Origin of the sequence: Parabacteroides timonensis (assembly GCF_900128505.1) — a bacterium.
In the GTDB taxonomy this organism is placed as follows: Bacteria; Bacteroidota; Bacteroidia; order Bacteroidales; family Tannerellaceae; genus Parabacteroides; species Parabacteroides timonensis.
In genome coordinates this window covers 4,345,880-4,360,981 of sequence record NZ_LT669941.1, presented here as the reverse complement: position 1 = coordinate 4,360,981, position 15,102 = coordinate 4,345,880, and the positions used below count along the sequence as shown (strand labels likewise).

Genomic DNA, 15,102 nt, shown 5'->3' with positions numbered 1-15,102 from the left:
TTCTGTTTGTTATATCGTTAGAGACGGTCGTCCACCCATTCCGGGTTCAGGCAGCCTTTTACATCATATACTACATGGTTTTCTTTCACAAGCGATGGTATATCGAGTTCAAGAAACTCATTATGTGCTACAGCCAGTACGACTGCATCATATTTCTTTTCTCCGGACAAAGAGGCTGTCAGTTCAAGCCCATATTCACTCCGAACCTCTTCTACACGTGCCCAAGGATCATATACAGAAACTCTCACCCCATAATCCTTTAACACACGGACTACGTCACCGACTCTCGTATTTCTTACGTCCGGGCAATTCTCTTTAAAGGTAAAACCAAGCACCAGGACTTCTGCATGTTTCACAGGTACGTCCTTTTTGATCATACATTTCACCACACGTCCGGCAATATATTCCCCCATTGTATCATTGATACGACGACCATACAAAATCAGCCCGGGATGATATCCGTAATCCTGGGCTTTCCGGATCAGATAATAAGGATCGACACCTATACAATGACCACCGACCAGGCCCGGCTTAAACGGCAGGAAGTTCCATTTTGTTCCGGCTGCTGCCAATACTTCATTCGTATCTATATCCAGCAGATGAAATATTTTAGCCAATTCATTTACAAAAGCGATATTTATATCCCGCTGTGTATTTTCGATTACTTTGGATGCTTCAGCCACACGGATACTGGACACCGGGAATGTTCCCGCTGTGATAACCGACCGGTACAAAGCATCGACTTTCCTGGCTGTTTCCGGCGTTGACCCTGATGTCACCTTTATGATTTTCTCTACCGTATGTTTCTTGTCCCCCGGATTGATACGTTCCGGTGAATAACCTGCAAAGAAATCCTGATTAAAAACCAGACCGGATGTGTTTGCCAGGATAGGGACACATTCTTCTTCCGTTATCCCGGGACAAACCGTAGATTCATAAATCACGATATCGCCTTTCGACAAAGCATGCCCCACCGTCTCGCTCGCTTTATACAAAGGCGTCAGATCTGGACTATGATGTGTGTCTACCGGAGTAGGAACTGCCACAATATAATAATTACATGATTGAAGATCGGAAGGTTCAGATGTAAAATAGAGCCCTGTCTCATCAAATTCCGGTAAATGAGACAACAAAACGGAATTCAGTTTTTCGGCAGACATCTCTCTCGTAATGTCCTCCCCTTTCCTTAAGGCATCCACCCGGCTCTGCTTGACATCAAAGCCGACAACCGGATATTTGGTTGCGAACAAATGTGCCAATGGCAACCCGACATACCCCAAGCCTATAATTGCAACCTTTATTTTTTCCATTTACTCCATTCTTCTTTTCCATTCTATAATGACTGGCAAAGATACAACTTATTCTTCATATTTATTTACAGTCCAACACTGTAAACATCTGTCAATATGCGTACAAATTAGTTTAAAGCGGGATACAAAGAATTAATTATCATATCTTTGCATCAGATATTTACAGGCAACATCTGTTTACCTAGTTATGTTGACAAAGAAATAGAGGATGAATCGTATAACTGACTTAGACCTTATTTTGCCTTGTTACAACCCGCCTCCAGGTTGGGAGTTAAAGGTTATCGGAAAATTCAAAGAGGTACAATCTTTGTTTACTTCCATCAATTTTCACTTACTGATTGTGAGTGACGGTTCGACACGTGGATATGAACCGGAAACGGTAGCCACACTGAAACAGGAGATTCCCGGAATACAGATAGTAGATTATCGTCCCAATAGAGGAAAAGGATATGCTTTACGCGAAGCGGTACGACATTGCCAGTCAGAATACATCATCTATACCGATTATGATTTCCCCTATACCGACGACTCTTTCGATAGGGTTATCAGCACATTACTGGGTGGAGCAGATCTCGTAGTAGCGATACGGGACAGAAATTATCAAAAAAATCTTCCTCCTTTCCGGCGATTCCTTTCCGAATCATCCCATTTATGTAATGCTATTTTTCTGCGCTTAAAAATACGCGATACGCAAGGGGGATTAAAAGGTTTCAACCAAACAGGAAAAACGGTTTTTTTATCAACAAAAGTTAATAGTTTTCTGTTCGATACAGAATTTATTTATAAAGCACAAAGAAAAAAACTGAACATACAAGCCGTGCAGTCACGTATCAGAGACGGCTTAACCGTCTCTGACATGGGTTTCAAAGTTTTGAAACGTGAGATGGCAAACTTTTTTTCAATCTTATTCAACAAATGATCTTACTAAGTTTCGATATTGAAGAATTCGATGTTCCATTGGAGCATGGGATAGATTTACCTTTTGAGCAACAAATGGCCATATCTATCGAAGGAACCCGAAAGATATTGGCCTGCCTGCAAAAATACCAGGTACACGCCACCTTTTTCTGTACAGCCAATTTCGCGGCTCATGCACCTGAGGTGATTAAAAGCATCCGTCAGAATGGTCACGAGATCGCCTCACACGGGTATTATCATTCTTCTTTTGAAATAGCAGACCTGAAGAGTTCCCGTGAGTTTCTTGAACAGCAGACCGGACAACCCATAGAAGGATTTCGCATGGCACGAATGATGCCTGTCGATGAAAAAGAGATAAAAAACGCCGGCTATACTTATAATTCGTCTCTAAACCCGACTTGCATTCCGGGAAGATATAACCATCTGGACAAACCACGTACATGGTTTTACAAAGAGGATGTCCTGCAACTTCCGGCATCCGTAACTCCGGTATTCCGTTTTCCTTTGTTCTGGCTGGCTTATCACAACCTGCCGGCCAAAGTCTACCGCTGGCTGTTTCACCGGACATTGAAACATGACGGATATGTTGTTACTTATTTTCATCCCTGGGAGTTTACAAACCTAAAGGCACATAAAGAGGAATGGAAGTTACCATTCATTATGACCAATCACTCCGGAGAAGGAATGATCAAGCGGCTCGACGACCTGATTGCTTTCTTAAAGAAGAAGCATTATACTTTTGCTACTTATACGGAATTCAAACATTGTATTGAAGCCCAAAAACAAAAGAAGGTATGAAAATAACAGAAAGTTTCAGAGCTTTTATCGCAAAACCGTTCTTCCACAAATACAGTACGGTATGTGGGTTATGGGTACTCCTGGCTATTATAGCCTGGTTAACCAAATACTTTCCGGGGAAATATAATAACTTCCTTATTTTCCGGGAATCATTTTGGCATGCCATCCAGCAAGTTTCATTATACGGAGGATATCCGGCACAATATAACGACGTATTTCTCTACGGACCGTTTTTCAGCCTGTTCGTTGCCCCATTTGCTGTGACTCCGTTATGGATGGGGTTATTAACCTGGTCGGTTAGCTTATCTGTCTTCCTCTATATAGCAACACGTAGTCTGCCATTGGAGCGACGACAGCATATCTTCATCTATTGGTTCTGTGCACATGAGTTATTGACAGGGCTTTTTATGTCGCAATTCAATATAGCAATTGCTGCCATTATCATTCTTTCATTTGTGTGTATTGAAAAAGAAAAGGATTTTTGGGCTGCCTTTTTCATCTTGTTCGGGACATTTGTCAAATTATACGGTATCGTAGGACTAGCTTTCTTCTTTTTCTCACGTCACAAGATCAAGTTCAGCTTATCCTGTGTATTCTGGGCAGTCGTCATGTTTGGAGCTCCTATGTTATTCTTTGGTATCGACTACACGATCAACCAATATGTGGAGTGGTTTGCCGAACTAAGTGGCAAAAACGATAAAAATGCATTTTCTTTGATGCAAAATGTATCATTTCTGGGAATGGTCCGCAAAATATCCGGATCAACATCTTACCCGGATATTTACCTGATAATAAGTGGACTCATACTATTTGCCCTACCCTATTTACGGATCGGACAATATAAGTTCGCTGCATTCCGACAAACATTACTGGCTTCTGTCCTATTATTCGTAGTACTTTTCAGTACCGGCAGTGAATCCAGCAGTTACATTATCGCATTAATGGGCGTTGCAATCTGGTACGTTGTAGCCCCCTGGAAACGATCAAAAACGGATATCGCTTTGATGATCTTTGCATTCATATTGACAAGCATGTCTCCTTCGGATTTATTTCCGAAATACATTCGTGTACATTATGTATATCCGTATGCTCTTAAAGCCTTACCTTGTATGCTGATATGGTTGAAGTTATCATACGAGATGTGCCGAAGAAATTATGCACCGATAGAGAGTAGACTATAAATAACTGAAATACAAGAACAAACGTTCACATACAACTATAAAGAATTCATTATAAGAATCATTCATTTACAACAAAAAGATTTATCTTTACCGCTTTATTTTCGAACAGAAAAAGCACATGCCTGGTATAAAGGAGATAAATTAAATTTTTGGAAGCCATTTATTCCACAACTAAATAAAATCGACACGTTATGAAAATTGGTTTTGACGCAAAACGCATTTTATATAACAGAACCGGATTAGGTAATTACAGCCGTTTCGTTGTAAATAGCTTATCTACTCATTTTCCAGACAATGAATATAAACTATATTCTCCGGGAAAAGGAATAGAGAGTTTGCATAGTCAAATCAATCCGGTACCATCGGTCTCCTTCCGGTATCCCGAAAGATTCATATCCAGACTATTTCCTTCTTTATGGCGCTCAAATGGAATCGTTCGTGACCTAAGGAAAGATCAAGTCGAACTATTTCATGGTTTAAGTAACGAATTACCTTTATCAATATCCCGGTCCGGTATCCCTTCGATCGTGACAATTCACGACCTTATCTTTATTCGCTACCCTCAATTTTATAAATATATCGACAGAAATATTTATAACTACAAATTTCAAAAAGCCTGCCAGGTTGCAAACAGGATTATAGCGATCAGTGAGATGACAAAACAGGATATCATAAGAACATATAAGATCAACGAAGAAAAAATTGACGTCGTTTATCAGGGATGTGATGAGTCTTTTCAGCAAACTATAACACAAGAAAAGATGAATGATATTCAAAAAAGGTACCATATTCCCTCTCATTATATATTATATGTAGGAAGTATAGAAGAGAGAAAAAATCTTTTACTAATCGTTCGTGCTCTCCAACAGTTGAACAAAGACATTCATCTGATTGCAATCGGGAAACGTACTCCATATACAGATATTGTTGAGGCATATATTAAAGAAAATAACATGCAACAACAAGTTTCTATCCTAAGTAATGTTCCATTCGATGATCTTCCCGGCTTTTACCAGATGGCCGACTTATTCATTTATCCTTCTTTCTTTGAAGGATTCGGCATTCCGATAATAGAGGCACTTCATTCCAACGTTCCGGTAATTGCAGCAACAGGTTCCTGTCTGGAAGAAGCAGGGGGACCGGATTCCCTTTATGTCGAACCGAATGATGTAAACGACCTGAGCGAGAAAATAGACTGGATTCTTTCAACTCCTGCACAAGCCGAGTTAATGAAAAAAGCGGGAAAAGAATATGTAAAACGTTTTACAGATCAACAAATTGCAAACGATCTGATGAACGTATATAGAAATGTTCTGAATAAGTAGCTTTTATTGACTTTGTTTATTCATAAAATAATCTGATATTTGTAGTTCCAATGAACAACAGTATATACCATGTCAGAATCTATTATAAAAAGTATCAAGAAATTCATATATGGAACAATCCCATATATCTATACAAAAATATTCGATCCCGATTCTCCTAAGCTCAGATACTACAAATACATTAAAGAGCACAACTATACACGTCATATCTACGATTTTGCACCAGCCTACATCAACATGAAGGTAGACGTTATGGAAGATAAAGAAAAAGGATTACGTTATGTAATGCATGAAAAAGACAAAAAACTATATTTTCCGGAAGATTTTTCAAAAGAAAGAATACAAAAAGCATACCGATGCCTACTCATAGAGCAACACCCCGAACATCCACACCATTATATCGATTCTCCGAAAGAAATAACAGACAAAACAATCCTTGACATCGGTGCGGCAGAAGGAATATTCTCTTTAAGTGCCATCGAAAAAGCTCGTATGATCTATCTCTTTGAATACGATCCCAAATGGATAAAAGCCTTAAATGCCACCTTCGAACCCTGGAAAGATAAGGTCAAAATAATAAAAAAATACATTTCAAACACCAACGACGATACTCAACAGACTATAGACTCTTTCTTTGCAGACAAACCGGTAAACGATCTATTCTTCAAAATGGATATCGAAGGAGCCGAATGCAGCGCCCTGGCCGGTGCCAAAGACTTATTTACGAAAGCTATAAATCTGGATTTCGCCATTTGTACCTATCACAGGAAAAATGATGCAAGAGATATATCTGCGTTCCTGGATAATTATCCATGCACTTACAGTACACGCAAAGGTTATATGTATGTAATGCACCGGTTACGCCCCGGCCTTATACGAGGCTCCAAGGCTTAAGGCTCATAATGGTAACGGCGGTTCAACACCTGACGTTCATCTTTAGACTTGATATAGGAAAAGTACAATTCACGTTCTTTTTTGTAAAGGCAGTTGTTCTTATGTCCGTTCAGAAATAACATTCTGATCCAACGAAGGAAAAAATAGTGTTCTAACGGACCAAAGAAAGCAGCCCATTTTCCTTTTTCCCGTTTTATCTGTTTGGTACTTTCTTTAATTGTTCTTTTCAGGAAAAAACGATCGCTGTATTTATTAATCTTCCGCACCGTTTCCTTCTTATCCAGAGAACATTCTTCGGCATAAATCTCTGCCAAACGCGTAGAGACCTCCACAGATAGAGCCAAACGATCGAAATTGGATAATGCTTCTTCCTGGGAAACTTCCTTAAAACGCAAACGGTTAATATCGATCAGCGAAAACCGGAAACTGTTATCCGGTTTCGTTTCCATCAACACATTCCCTGGAGAATAATCAATATGCAATATGCCGGAACGATGAATATTTATAGTAAAACGGACAAAACTACGCCACATAACTTCTGCGTCCAGAATAGACCCATCCATATATTCACGTATCGTCGTAGCTCTCGCATCAAAAATCGAAATATAATAGCTTCGGTTTAACAGACCATTCTTATATTCCTCAATATAAGCGATCGGTGCCGGTGTATTCCCTCCCCGTTTCAATATCTCAAGCGCATATTCATAAGAGCGACAAGCTTTAGATTTACGCAAAAAAGCATAGGCTATCCTATTGACAAGGATCGGTACTTTAAAACTCTTCACTATCATATCAACACCCTGAACCTGATACCGCTTCAGTACATTTCTCTCGTTATAGATAATCTCACCTTCGGAAGAGAAATTCTCCGGCAGATCATTTATAAAGTCCGTTAGAAAAGAATATTCCGGGTTTATTACAATCTTCATATCGTTCGCTTTCATTGGGATGGCTTAGCGAAACAATTCATTCACCTTTGCAACAATCATCTCCGGTTTGATCTGTGTCATGCAAGCCCAATCACCTCGGAAACAGGGTTTCTGTCCGAACACGGAACAAGGGCGGCATGGCAAATCGAGTTGAATCGCATTCTTTGGGTCCTGATGATAACCATAGAATCCGGCATAAGGATGGGTTGCCCCCCAGATAGAAACAACTCTTGTTCCGACAAGGGAAGCAAAATGCATATTGGCCGAGTCCATACAAAGCAAAACATCTAGCTGGCTGATCAAGGCCAGTTCGTTATCCAGCGAATAACGTCCGACTAGGCTTTTTACTCGCGGATACTGGAACGCCCACTGCTCGAGGACTGCTTCTTCGTAACCTCGTCCTCCCAACAGGAATATGGTATAGTCCTCCTGTTCTGACAGACGGGCAACCACTTGCTCCATTTCATCGATCGGATAGATCTTTCCACGATGTTTAGCAAAAGGAGCGATTCCGATCCATTTGCCGTTTTTCGTTCCGGCCACAGCTTCCATTGCGGATAAATCGGCCGGATGCGACTCGTAAAGGGAAGTAAACGTTTCTGTATAGTTAAGACCTGCAGCCCGGAATACATCGGCATAACGTTCGATGACAGGACGTAGAGGTTTCAGGTCTTTATGGTTGCGGGCCGTCAGACGTTTCCGTTCTTTACGTGCCTTATCCACCACATAGATCTTTTTCCCCTTCAACCGGAATGAATTACGAATGATCATGGTACGTATCACATCATGCAGATCGAGTACGATATCATAATCAAATCTCACCAAAGCAGAGGCAAACCGAAGTAATCCGCCTAATGTCTTTTCCGCCGCTTTCGTATTGATACCGATCACGTCCACATTGGAGGGACGATTCATAAATACGGGTATCAGGAAAGCTTGGGTAAGAACAGTAAACGTATCCTGCGGATTTGCTTTGGCGGCGGAATAAATTACCGGAACCGTCATAGCAACATCGCCGATGGCTGAAAGTCGTATAACTAATATTTTTGCCATTATTTTTTACCGTATAGTACAGGATTTAATGCCGGATCATTATACATCTTCATCTGTTTGTATACTTTCATATATTTACGACCGGCTTTGATATCTGCCAACAACTGATCCAAGGCAGTCGACAGGTCCGCCTTCTGTTCCAACAACACATTCAGCTTCTCTTCACACTTAGCCTTATGTTCCGGAGTCGCATCGGGACGGGCTGCTTCTTCAGCCATATGATAGATTTTAAGTGTCAGGATAGACAAACGGTCTACCGCCCATGCCGGACTTTCCGTATTGATCGTCGCATCAGGCAGGATTTTTACTTCTTTGTATTTATCCAGAAAGAAACTATCGATCAGTTCGACCAAATCGGTACGATCCTGATTCGATTTGTCAATACGCCGTTTGATAGCCAATGCCTCCACCGGATCGATAGCCGGGTTACGGATTATATCTTCCAGATGCCATTGCACTGCATCAATCCAGTTTTTTAAATAGAGATAAAACTCTATACTTTTTACCTCATACGGGTTGTGCATAGTTGCATCCACATTATCAGAAACATGATACGCTTTCGTAGCCTGTTCAAATATCCGGTAACACTGTTCACTGAAATTCATATTACTACTGTTTTTTCTTTCTGTAAATACTGTTCACAAAGGTAGAAAATCTTTTCAGTTAGGCAAAGTGAAACTTTCAACGCATCTGCTGCAAAGAAGTAGTAGGTCCTTCAACATACAAGTTGCCCTCCTGGTCTACTCCCATCTTATCGATAAAAACAACACGTTCTTCACCGGTCGCCTCCGTACGTCCATGATAGACACAATACATCTGCTTTCCATCTTTCGAATAAGTCACACTGTTATGACCGGTTCCGGTTACAATTCCTCCTTTTTCCACATTCTTCTGCAATACCGGGTTGTTCGCAGACTTCACAAACGGACCGAGCGGGGATTTAGAGGTGGCATAACCGACAGCATAGTTCTTGCCTCCAAAATAATTGGCAGAATACATCATATAAAATACATCTCCTTTTTTGAAGATATAAGAACCCTCCGTCCATCGGCGGTTTACTTCGCCGGAGGTAACAGAACGACTCTCCCATTCTGCCTGCGGATCTTCATTTGTCACAGGGGGACGAAGAACCAGAACCGGCTCACCGATAATACCACTCAAATCCGGTTTCAGTTCGACACCATAGATCCAGCTTTCTTCTATTTCTTTAAACATTCCTTTCCCACGCGCCCAATCAGCTACTTCACTTTCTACCGGATGCTTATAACAACACCGTGAATAATACAGATAAAGGCGTCCATCGGAATCTTCCAGCAGATTTCCATCGATAGCCGGATAACCGGGATCAAAAAGGGGACGGTCACTCATTTCCTTAAAAGGGCCGGTCGGTTTATCGGATACGGCAATACCTATCCGGAAATTCTCCAACTCATTCGTCGGATTTTCTTTCCAGTCTGCACTGAAAAACATATAATACTTACCATTCCGTTCATATACTTCCGGAGCCCAGAAGTTAGCAACAGCCCAGGAACCGGGAACATTACCACGATACACCTGGCCTTCCGCTTTCCAGTCTATCAAATTATCCGATGAATAGACACAAAAGCCATCTACGGCACCTGCCCCCGTGCCATACATATAATAACGGCCATCGGAAGCCAACAGCACATAGGGGTCACCAAATTTCACAGGTAGGGGATTCATATATTTACCTTCGCCATGGACAGACAGACCAAAGGTTAACATTAAAAGTAACAGACTCCAAAATACTTGTTTCATAATCCAATTTCTTATATTAATAATATTCTTCTCCTTCACACCAAACCGGAAGATACCGTTTATTATACGCTCCAGATATTATATGATACAAATATAAATCATTTTTAGCTATATAGCTATAACAAACGACAGGCCCGAACAAATATTGATTGCCCGGACCCGTCAAAAAAGCTATTCGTTAAAAAAGTGTGTTATGGCTCATATGTTCCACTATAGGGATTTTGGTCACCGGCAGGCCAGGTTTCATCAACTAAAGCTTTATTGTTTTTTATTTCTGTTCCTGGTATCTGATAAATAAAACGCCATGAACGGGCCGGTAACGGCGTTGCGCCACCATAAACGACATGGTTACCTGTACGTAACAAGGGTTTCTGATTACGAATCAAATCGAACACAGCGAAACCTTCTCCATATAGTTCTTTCCGTCTCTCTTTTAATATGTCTTCAATCAACTGATCACCTGTTGATTCTGAACGCTTTGCATTTCTCAAATCCTGAAGTTGCCACAACAATTCTTTAGCATCTGCATCCCTTCCTTGGCGAGCCATCGCTTCTGCTGCATTCAGTAACATTTCATCCGAACGCATGACAACCATAGAACCACGGCAATCTTCGTTATCACGAAATTTAAATGAAACCCAAAATTCTTTCTTATTATCACCTTCTCCCTCCGACCAACGTTCCAACTGCTTAAAACGAATGTCATCTTCGTCAAATAAACTAACAAAATCATCTGCTAAAATAAAGCCTCCAAAAGTCCAGCATTTACGAGTACCGTTATACCACATGGCAAATGGAGAATAGTCACCCATATTCTGCTCTTCTGTTTGTTTGATCGACCAAATCCATGATGCCGTTGAATGATTATTAAAACCATTTGTATAATCATCGACTGTTGATAACGGATACTGGGCCAATACTTTTTTCGCATATTCCTCCGATTTTGACCAATTATTCATCACCTGATAAACTTCTGATAAAATTCCCTGTACAATAGCCTGATTAAAAACATTTGGGTAATTGGCACTACGAACAAATCCTTCCAACATCGGTTCAGCTGTAGTCAGGTCAGAAACTATCTGCGTATAAGTTTGTTCTAATGTTCCACGAGGTTGCCCTTCTGTCTTTTCAGTTGTCGGTTCGGTATATAAAGGAAGTCCCGGCATATCTTTGGCTATTGCATAGGTTTGTTGAAATAGACGTGTTAAACTAAAATAAGCCCACCCACGCATTGCCAAGGCCTGTCCTTTGATATATTGTTTATCAAGATCGTCACCTTCGGTGCCATCAACATAAGCAATAACAGAATTCAGATTGTTGATCAAGCGATAATGGAATGTCCAAAGTTGTGGTGCACGAAATATATTGGCCTGTGTTTCTCCCCAATAATTATAATTCCATACATACCAAGCTCTACCGTTATTCATCATATCTTCTCCACACATATCAGCAATCATTTGTATAGAAGGAATCCCATAATCATCATCACGGTCAGCTCCTCCACTGTTACGGGCACGCATTTGATAATAACAACCATTCAATGCTGATTGAGCACCGGCTGTGGTAGTAAAAACATCGTCATCTGCAACAGCTGTAGATGGTTTAGTTTCTAGGAAATCACTACAAGACATTAATCCTCCGGAAAAAAGTCCTGCAACAAATACGGATAAAATATATTTAATTGTTCTCATAACTTATCATTAATTAATTTGACTGTACTTATAAATTCAACTGCAATCCGAAAGAAAAAGATTTAGTCGTAGGGAACCGGTTATCTGTTGTTCCGGAAATACTCTGTTCCGGATCTGTACCACGACGAGCCGCACTACCTATGGTTATAAGGTTATCTCCCTGGACAAAAAGACGCAATGTGTTTATACTAAACTTCGAAGTAAAAGACTTTGGAAGAGTATAACCTAATGTTACATTTCTCAAACGTGCAAATGAATTATTAAATATAAATTTAGATGTATAAGTTCCTAAATAATTCGCATAAGCATTAGACAAACGCGGGAACTTAGCATTCGGATTTTCAGGAGTCCATGAATCGAGCATATCGGGATGCATACTATAACCAGTACGATAAGACATCATTTGAGCATAATCGCTATCGTACAATTTACCTCCTATACTATAATAGATCATAAAGGACAAATCAATTCCCTTATATGAAAAATTATTGGTAAATCCGCCAAATAGTGCAGGGATAGCATCTCCTAAATATTTTTTCTGACTATCACTCGTTACCTCATTATAGTCTTCCGTTAGAACTCGTTCTTTTACAACCTTCTCCCCTTTGTCATTTGTTTCATAAATGTTTTTCCAATATTGGTCATTACCGGTTTCCTTATTTACACCGGCATATTCTGTTCCCCAAAAATTATAACGAGATTCTCCTTCACGCCATTTAAATACACCCGAATTGATCTCGGGCTGTGGTAACTTTGTGATACGGTTTTTATAAGATGTCCCATTCAAATCGATCGACCATTTAAAATTTTTATTTGAAATGGCAGCATAGTTCAGAGAGAACTCCACTCCTTGATTTTTCACATCTCCTATATTACGAAAAATACCGCTAAAACCAGTAGAAGGAGCCATTGGCAAAGTAAATAACAAATCCTTCGATTTACGATTAAACCATTCCACACTACCACTCAATTTATTGAATATGGCAAAATCCACCCCAACATTGAATTGCATATTACTTTCCCATTTCAAATCTTTTGTAGCCAAACGACTGATCATAACACCCGGATCGGTATAGTTATTCATACCCGTCTGATACAATCCCTGATAAGCATAATAGATCGGATTAGAGCCACTATATAGATTATCATTTCCTACGGCACCATAACTAACCTTCAATTTCAGGTTGTCTAACCAGGTATTATATGGTTTTAAAAACTCTTCATTCGACAATCTCCAGGATGCACCTACCGACCAGAAACTACCCCAGCGATTATCCGGATGGAAACGTGAAGATCCATCGGTACGAAAACTTCCCGAAATATAATAACGATCTTTAAAATCATATTCTACACGACTTAACCAACTTAACAGGCGATATTTATCCTGATAAGAATCCATACTATTCATTACTGCAGCCGAACCAATCTCTTCTACACCCGGGAAAGGGAAACCTCGTTTCGATGCAGAGAGTTTTTTGTACTGCATCGAATATGCTTCTTGCCCTAATAATACGGAAAGAGAATGGTCACCAAATGTCTTCTCAAACGTCAACAAATTATTAATTGTATATGCAAAATTCCGATCGCTTTCTTTATAAGCTTCTCCTTTATAGCCAGCTCCATAACCATATTCGCTATTGGTATAGCCATCATAATTATATTGATAGAAATCAACACTCAAATTCGTACGCCATTTTAAACCGGGCATGAAAGTGATCTCAAAATAACTTCGGCTGGAAGCATCATCATGAGACCATGGAGCGTTATTATACTCATAATCGGCTAATGGATTCCATCCCTGCCAGGCCTTACGATAATCTCCATAATCATAAATTCTATTCCCTTTCTTATCCAGGATGTATTCACCCGTTGTCTGATTTGTTTCATAAATAGGGTAAACGCCAGGCATAGTTCGAAGAAACCATACAGTTCCGGAATCAGCCGAACCTTCCCTCACACTATGTGACAAATTGATATTTGTTCCGACCTGCAGCCATTTATTGACACTATAATTAAAGCTGGCACGTGTTGAATAACGTTCAAACCGTTGAATAGAAAATACACCTTTATCATTCAGATACCCTGCAGACAAATAATAATCGGCTCTCTTTGACTTACCGCTAAAATCTATCGTATATTCTTGGCGTAAACCCGATTTAAACAACTCGTCTCTCCAGTTTCCGGAATACAACAATTTTGCGTTAGGGTCCATCTTACCATCTGTTCCGACAGGAGATGCTACATTATAAGGATTACAGCCAAACTCACCTGTCAAATATGCCGAAGCCCACGATTTCGACTCGTCTTCCGTATATCCCCAATCTTTATATCCATTATACAAAGAACGCCAGGTTAAAACAGAAAACTCATCCGGTGTTAATTCCCTTGGTAAATCGACTGCCAAACTAGCAAATCCCCAGGTAGAACGAAAGTTAATTTGTCCTTTCTCCGAGGTACCTTTACGGGTCGTAATCATCACGACGCCATTTGCGGCACGAGAACCATACAACGCAGTAGCCGATGCATCTTTCAATACCGTCATCGATTCTATATCTGAAGGATTTATCGCGTTCAAATAACCATTATAAGCTGTTCCATCTACAACATATAATGGGTCGCTGGATGCATTCATTGAACCAATACCACGGATCATAATCTTTGCATCTTCTCCTGGTTCACCACTATTATTTATAACCTGCACTCCAGAACTTTGTCCCTGCAAAGCCTGAGTCACATTAGACGCACGTATTTTTTCAAGGGATTCTTTTTTAATTACCGTAGCCGATCCCGTAAAAGTTGATTTTTTCCCGGTTCCATACGCTACCACCATTACCTCATCGATAGCTACGACATCCGGTTCCATTTTAATATTCAGATTATTTCCAACGATAGGAGCTTCTACCGTTTTATAACCTAGATAAGAGACATGGAGAACCTTTGTCCGGGCAGAAACTTCAATGGAAAACTCTCCGTTTTCGTTCGTTGTCACTCCGTTCATGGTTTGTTTATCCACGATCGCTACTCCAATCATCGGCAAGCCGTCTTCAACAGATGTAACCACACCTGTCACCAGCTTATTCTGCGCTACCACCAGTTGAGTACACAACAAAATGGCAAAAAGAACTGAAAAAATTTTTTTCATAACCATATTTATTAAAATCAACGCTTCTCATTACTCTCACAAACACATGGCAGTGCCTAATTTCAAATCAATTCGCAACTGA

12 protein-coding genes are annotated in these 15,102 nt (G+C 40.2%); 5 read left to right on the top strand and 7 right to left on the bottom strand.

What is annotated here, in order from left to right; translation table 11 throughout:
- Positions 1 to 17: 17 nt before the first annotated feature.
- Positions 18 to 1,310 carry a nucleotide sugar dehydrogenase gene (locus tag BQ7394_RS24760; RefSeq protein ID WP_075559830.1) on the bottom strand — a complete coding sequence of 431 codons (1,293 nt, stop codon included), beginning with the start codon at positions 1,308 to 1,310 and terminating at the stop codon, positions 18 to 20.
- Between the two features lie 208 nt (positions 1,311 to 1,518).
- On the opposite strand from BQ7394_RS24760, the gene BQ7394_RS24755 reads away from it, so the two are divergent.
- The 5 genes from BQ7394_RS24755 (at position 1,519) to BQ7394_RS24735 (ending at position 6,426) form a co-directional block, all read left to right on the top strand.
- On the top strand, positions 1,519 to 2,229 hold the full coding sequence (locus tag BQ7394_RS24755) for a glycosyltransferase (RefSeq protein WP_075559829.1): 711 nt from the start codon (positions 1,519 to 1,521) through the stop codon (positions 2,227 to 2,229).
- Positions 2,226 to 3,026 carry a polysaccharide deacetylase family protein gene (locus BQ7394_RS24750; RefSeq protein WP_075559828.1) on the top strand — a complete coding sequence of 267 codons (801 nt, stop codon included), beginning with the start codon at positions 2,226 to 2,228 and terminating at the stop codon, positions 3,024 to 3,026. The genes BQ7394_RS24755 and BQ7394_RS24750 overlap by 4 nt, the downstream gene beginning before the upstream one ends.
- Positions 3,023 to 4,207 carry a glycosyltransferase family 87 protein gene (locus BQ7394_RS24745; RefSeq protein WP_075559827.1) on the top strand — a complete coding sequence of 395 codons (1,185 nt, stop codon included), beginning with the start codon at positions 3,023 to 3,025 and terminating at the stop codon, positions 4,205 to 4,207. Before BQ7394_RS24750 ends, BQ7394_RS24745 begins: the two co-directional genes overlap by 4 nt.
- Positions 4,208 to 4,398: 191 nt before the next feature.
- A complete protein-coding gene (locus BQ7394_RS24740; RefSeq protein WP_075559826.1) occupies positions 4,399 to 5,532 on the top strand; it encodes a glycosyltransferase family 4 protein in 1,134 nt (377 codons plus the stop codon).
- Positions 5,533 to 5,601: 69 nt separating this feature from the next.
- Positions 5,602 to 6,426, top strand: coding sequence for an FkbM family methyltransferase (locus BQ7394_RS24735; RefSeq protein ID WP_075559825.1), 825 nt, complete (start codon positions 5,602 to 5,604; stop codon positions 6,424 to 6,426).
- Here the strand turns inward: BQ7394_RS24735 and BQ7394_RS24730 are convergent.
- The 6 genes from BQ7394_RS24730 to BQ7394_RS24705 all read right to left on the bottom strand — a co-directional run bounded on the left by BQ7394_RS24730 (position 6,423) and on the right by BQ7394_RS24705 (position 15,020).
- Positions 6,423 to 7,355, bottom strand: a complete 933-nt coding sequence (locus BQ7394_RS24730) for a lipopolysaccharide kinase InaA family protein (protein ID WP_075560238.1) — start codon at positions 7,353 to 7,355, stop codon at positions 6,423 to 6,425. The two genes, BQ7394_RS24735 and BQ7394_RS24730, sit on opposite strands and share 4 nt — an antisense overlap.
- A gap of 24 nt (positions 7,356 to 7,379) precedes the next feature.
- Positions 7,380 to 8,408 (bottom strand): glycosyltransferase family 9 protein, encoded by a 1,029-nt coding sequence (locus BQ7394_RS24725; protein ID WP_075559824.1) that lies wholly within the window; start codon positions 8,406 to 8,408, stop codon positions 7,380 to 7,382.
- A complete protein-coding gene (locus tag BQ7394_RS24720; RefSeq protein WP_075559823.1) occupies positions 8,408 to 9,013 on the bottom strand; it encodes a DUF4254 domain-containing protein in 606 nt (201 codons plus the stop codon). Before BQ7394_RS24720 ends, BQ7394_RS24725 begins: the two co-directional genes overlap by 1 nt.
- A gap of 76 nt (positions 9,014 to 9,089) precedes the next feature.
- Positions 9,090 to 10,154 carry a glycoside hydrolase family 43 protein gene (locus BQ7394_RS24715; protein WP_235848852.1) on the bottom strand — a complete coding sequence of 355 codons (1,065 nt, stop codon included), beginning with the start codon at positions 10,152 to 10,154 and terminating at the stop codon, positions 9,090 to 9,092.
- 224 nt (positions 10,155 to 10,378) lie between these two features.
- Positions 10,379 to 11,878, bottom strand: a complete 1,500-nt coding sequence (locus tag BQ7394_RS24710) for a RagB/SusD family nutrient uptake outer membrane protein (protein ID WP_075559821.1) — start codon at positions 11,876 to 11,878, stop codon at positions 10,379 to 10,381.
- Positions 11,879 to 11,906: 28 nt separating this feature from the next.
- A complete protein-coding gene (locus tag BQ7394_RS24705) occupies positions 11,907 to 15,020 on the bottom strand; it encodes a SusC/RagA family TonB-linked outer membrane protein (RefSeq protein ID WP_075560237.1) in 3,114 nt (1,037 codons plus the stop codon).
- Between the last annotated feature and the right edge of the window lie 82 nt (positions 15,021 to 15,102).

Excerpts from the sequence above, each read along its gene's own strand:
- BQ7394_RS24760 (WP_075559830.1), bottom strand. The coding sequence starts at position 1,310 with ATGGAAAAAATAAAGGTTGCAATTATAGGCTTGGGGTATGTCGGGTTG.
- BQ7394_RS24755 (WP_075559829.1), top strand. The coding sequence starts at position 1,519 with ATGAATCGTATAACTGACTTAGACCTTATTTTGCCTTGTTACAACCCG.
- BQ7394_RS24750 (WP_075559828.1), top strand. The coding sequence starts at position 2,226 with ATGATCTTACTAAGTTTCGATATTGAAGAATTCGATGTTCCATTGGAG.
- BQ7394_RS24745 (WP_075559827.1), top strand. The coding sequence starts at position 3,023 with ATGAAAATAACAGAAAGTTTCAGAGCTTTTATCGCAAAACCGTTCTTC.
- BQ7394_RS24740 (WP_075559826.1), top strand. The coding sequence starts at position 4,399 with ATGAAAATTGGTTTTGACGCAAAACGCATTTTATATAACAGAACCGGA.
- BQ7394_RS24735 (WP_075559825.1), top strand. The coding sequence starts at position 5,602 with ATGTCAGAATCTATTATAAAAAGTATCAAGAAATTCATATATGGAACA.
- BQ7394_RS24730 (WP_075560238.1), bottom strand. The coding sequence starts at position 7,355 with ATGAAGATTGTAATAAACCCGGAATATTCTTTTCTAACGGACTTTATA.
- BQ7394_RS24725 (WP_075559824.1), bottom strand. The coding sequence starts at position 8,408 with ATGGCAAAAATATTAGTTATACGACTTTCAGCCATCGGCGATGTTGCT.
- BQ7394_RS24720 (WP_075559823.1), bottom strand. The coding sequence starts at position 9,013 with ATGAATTTCAGTGAACAGTGTTACCGGATATTTGAACAGGCTACGAAA.
- BQ7394_RS24715 (WP_235848852.1), bottom strand. The coding sequence starts at position 10,154 with ATGTTAACCTTTGGTCTGTCTGTCCATGGCGAAGGTAAATATATGAAT.
- BQ7394_RS24710 (WP_075559821.1), bottom strand. The coding sequence starts at position 11,878 with ATGAGAACAATTAAATATATTTTATCCGTATTTGTTGCAGGACTTTTT.
- BQ7394_RS24705 (WP_075560237.1), bottom strand. The coding sequence starts at position 15,020 with ATGAAAAAAATTTTTTCAGTTCTTTTTGCCATTTTGTTGTGTACTCAA.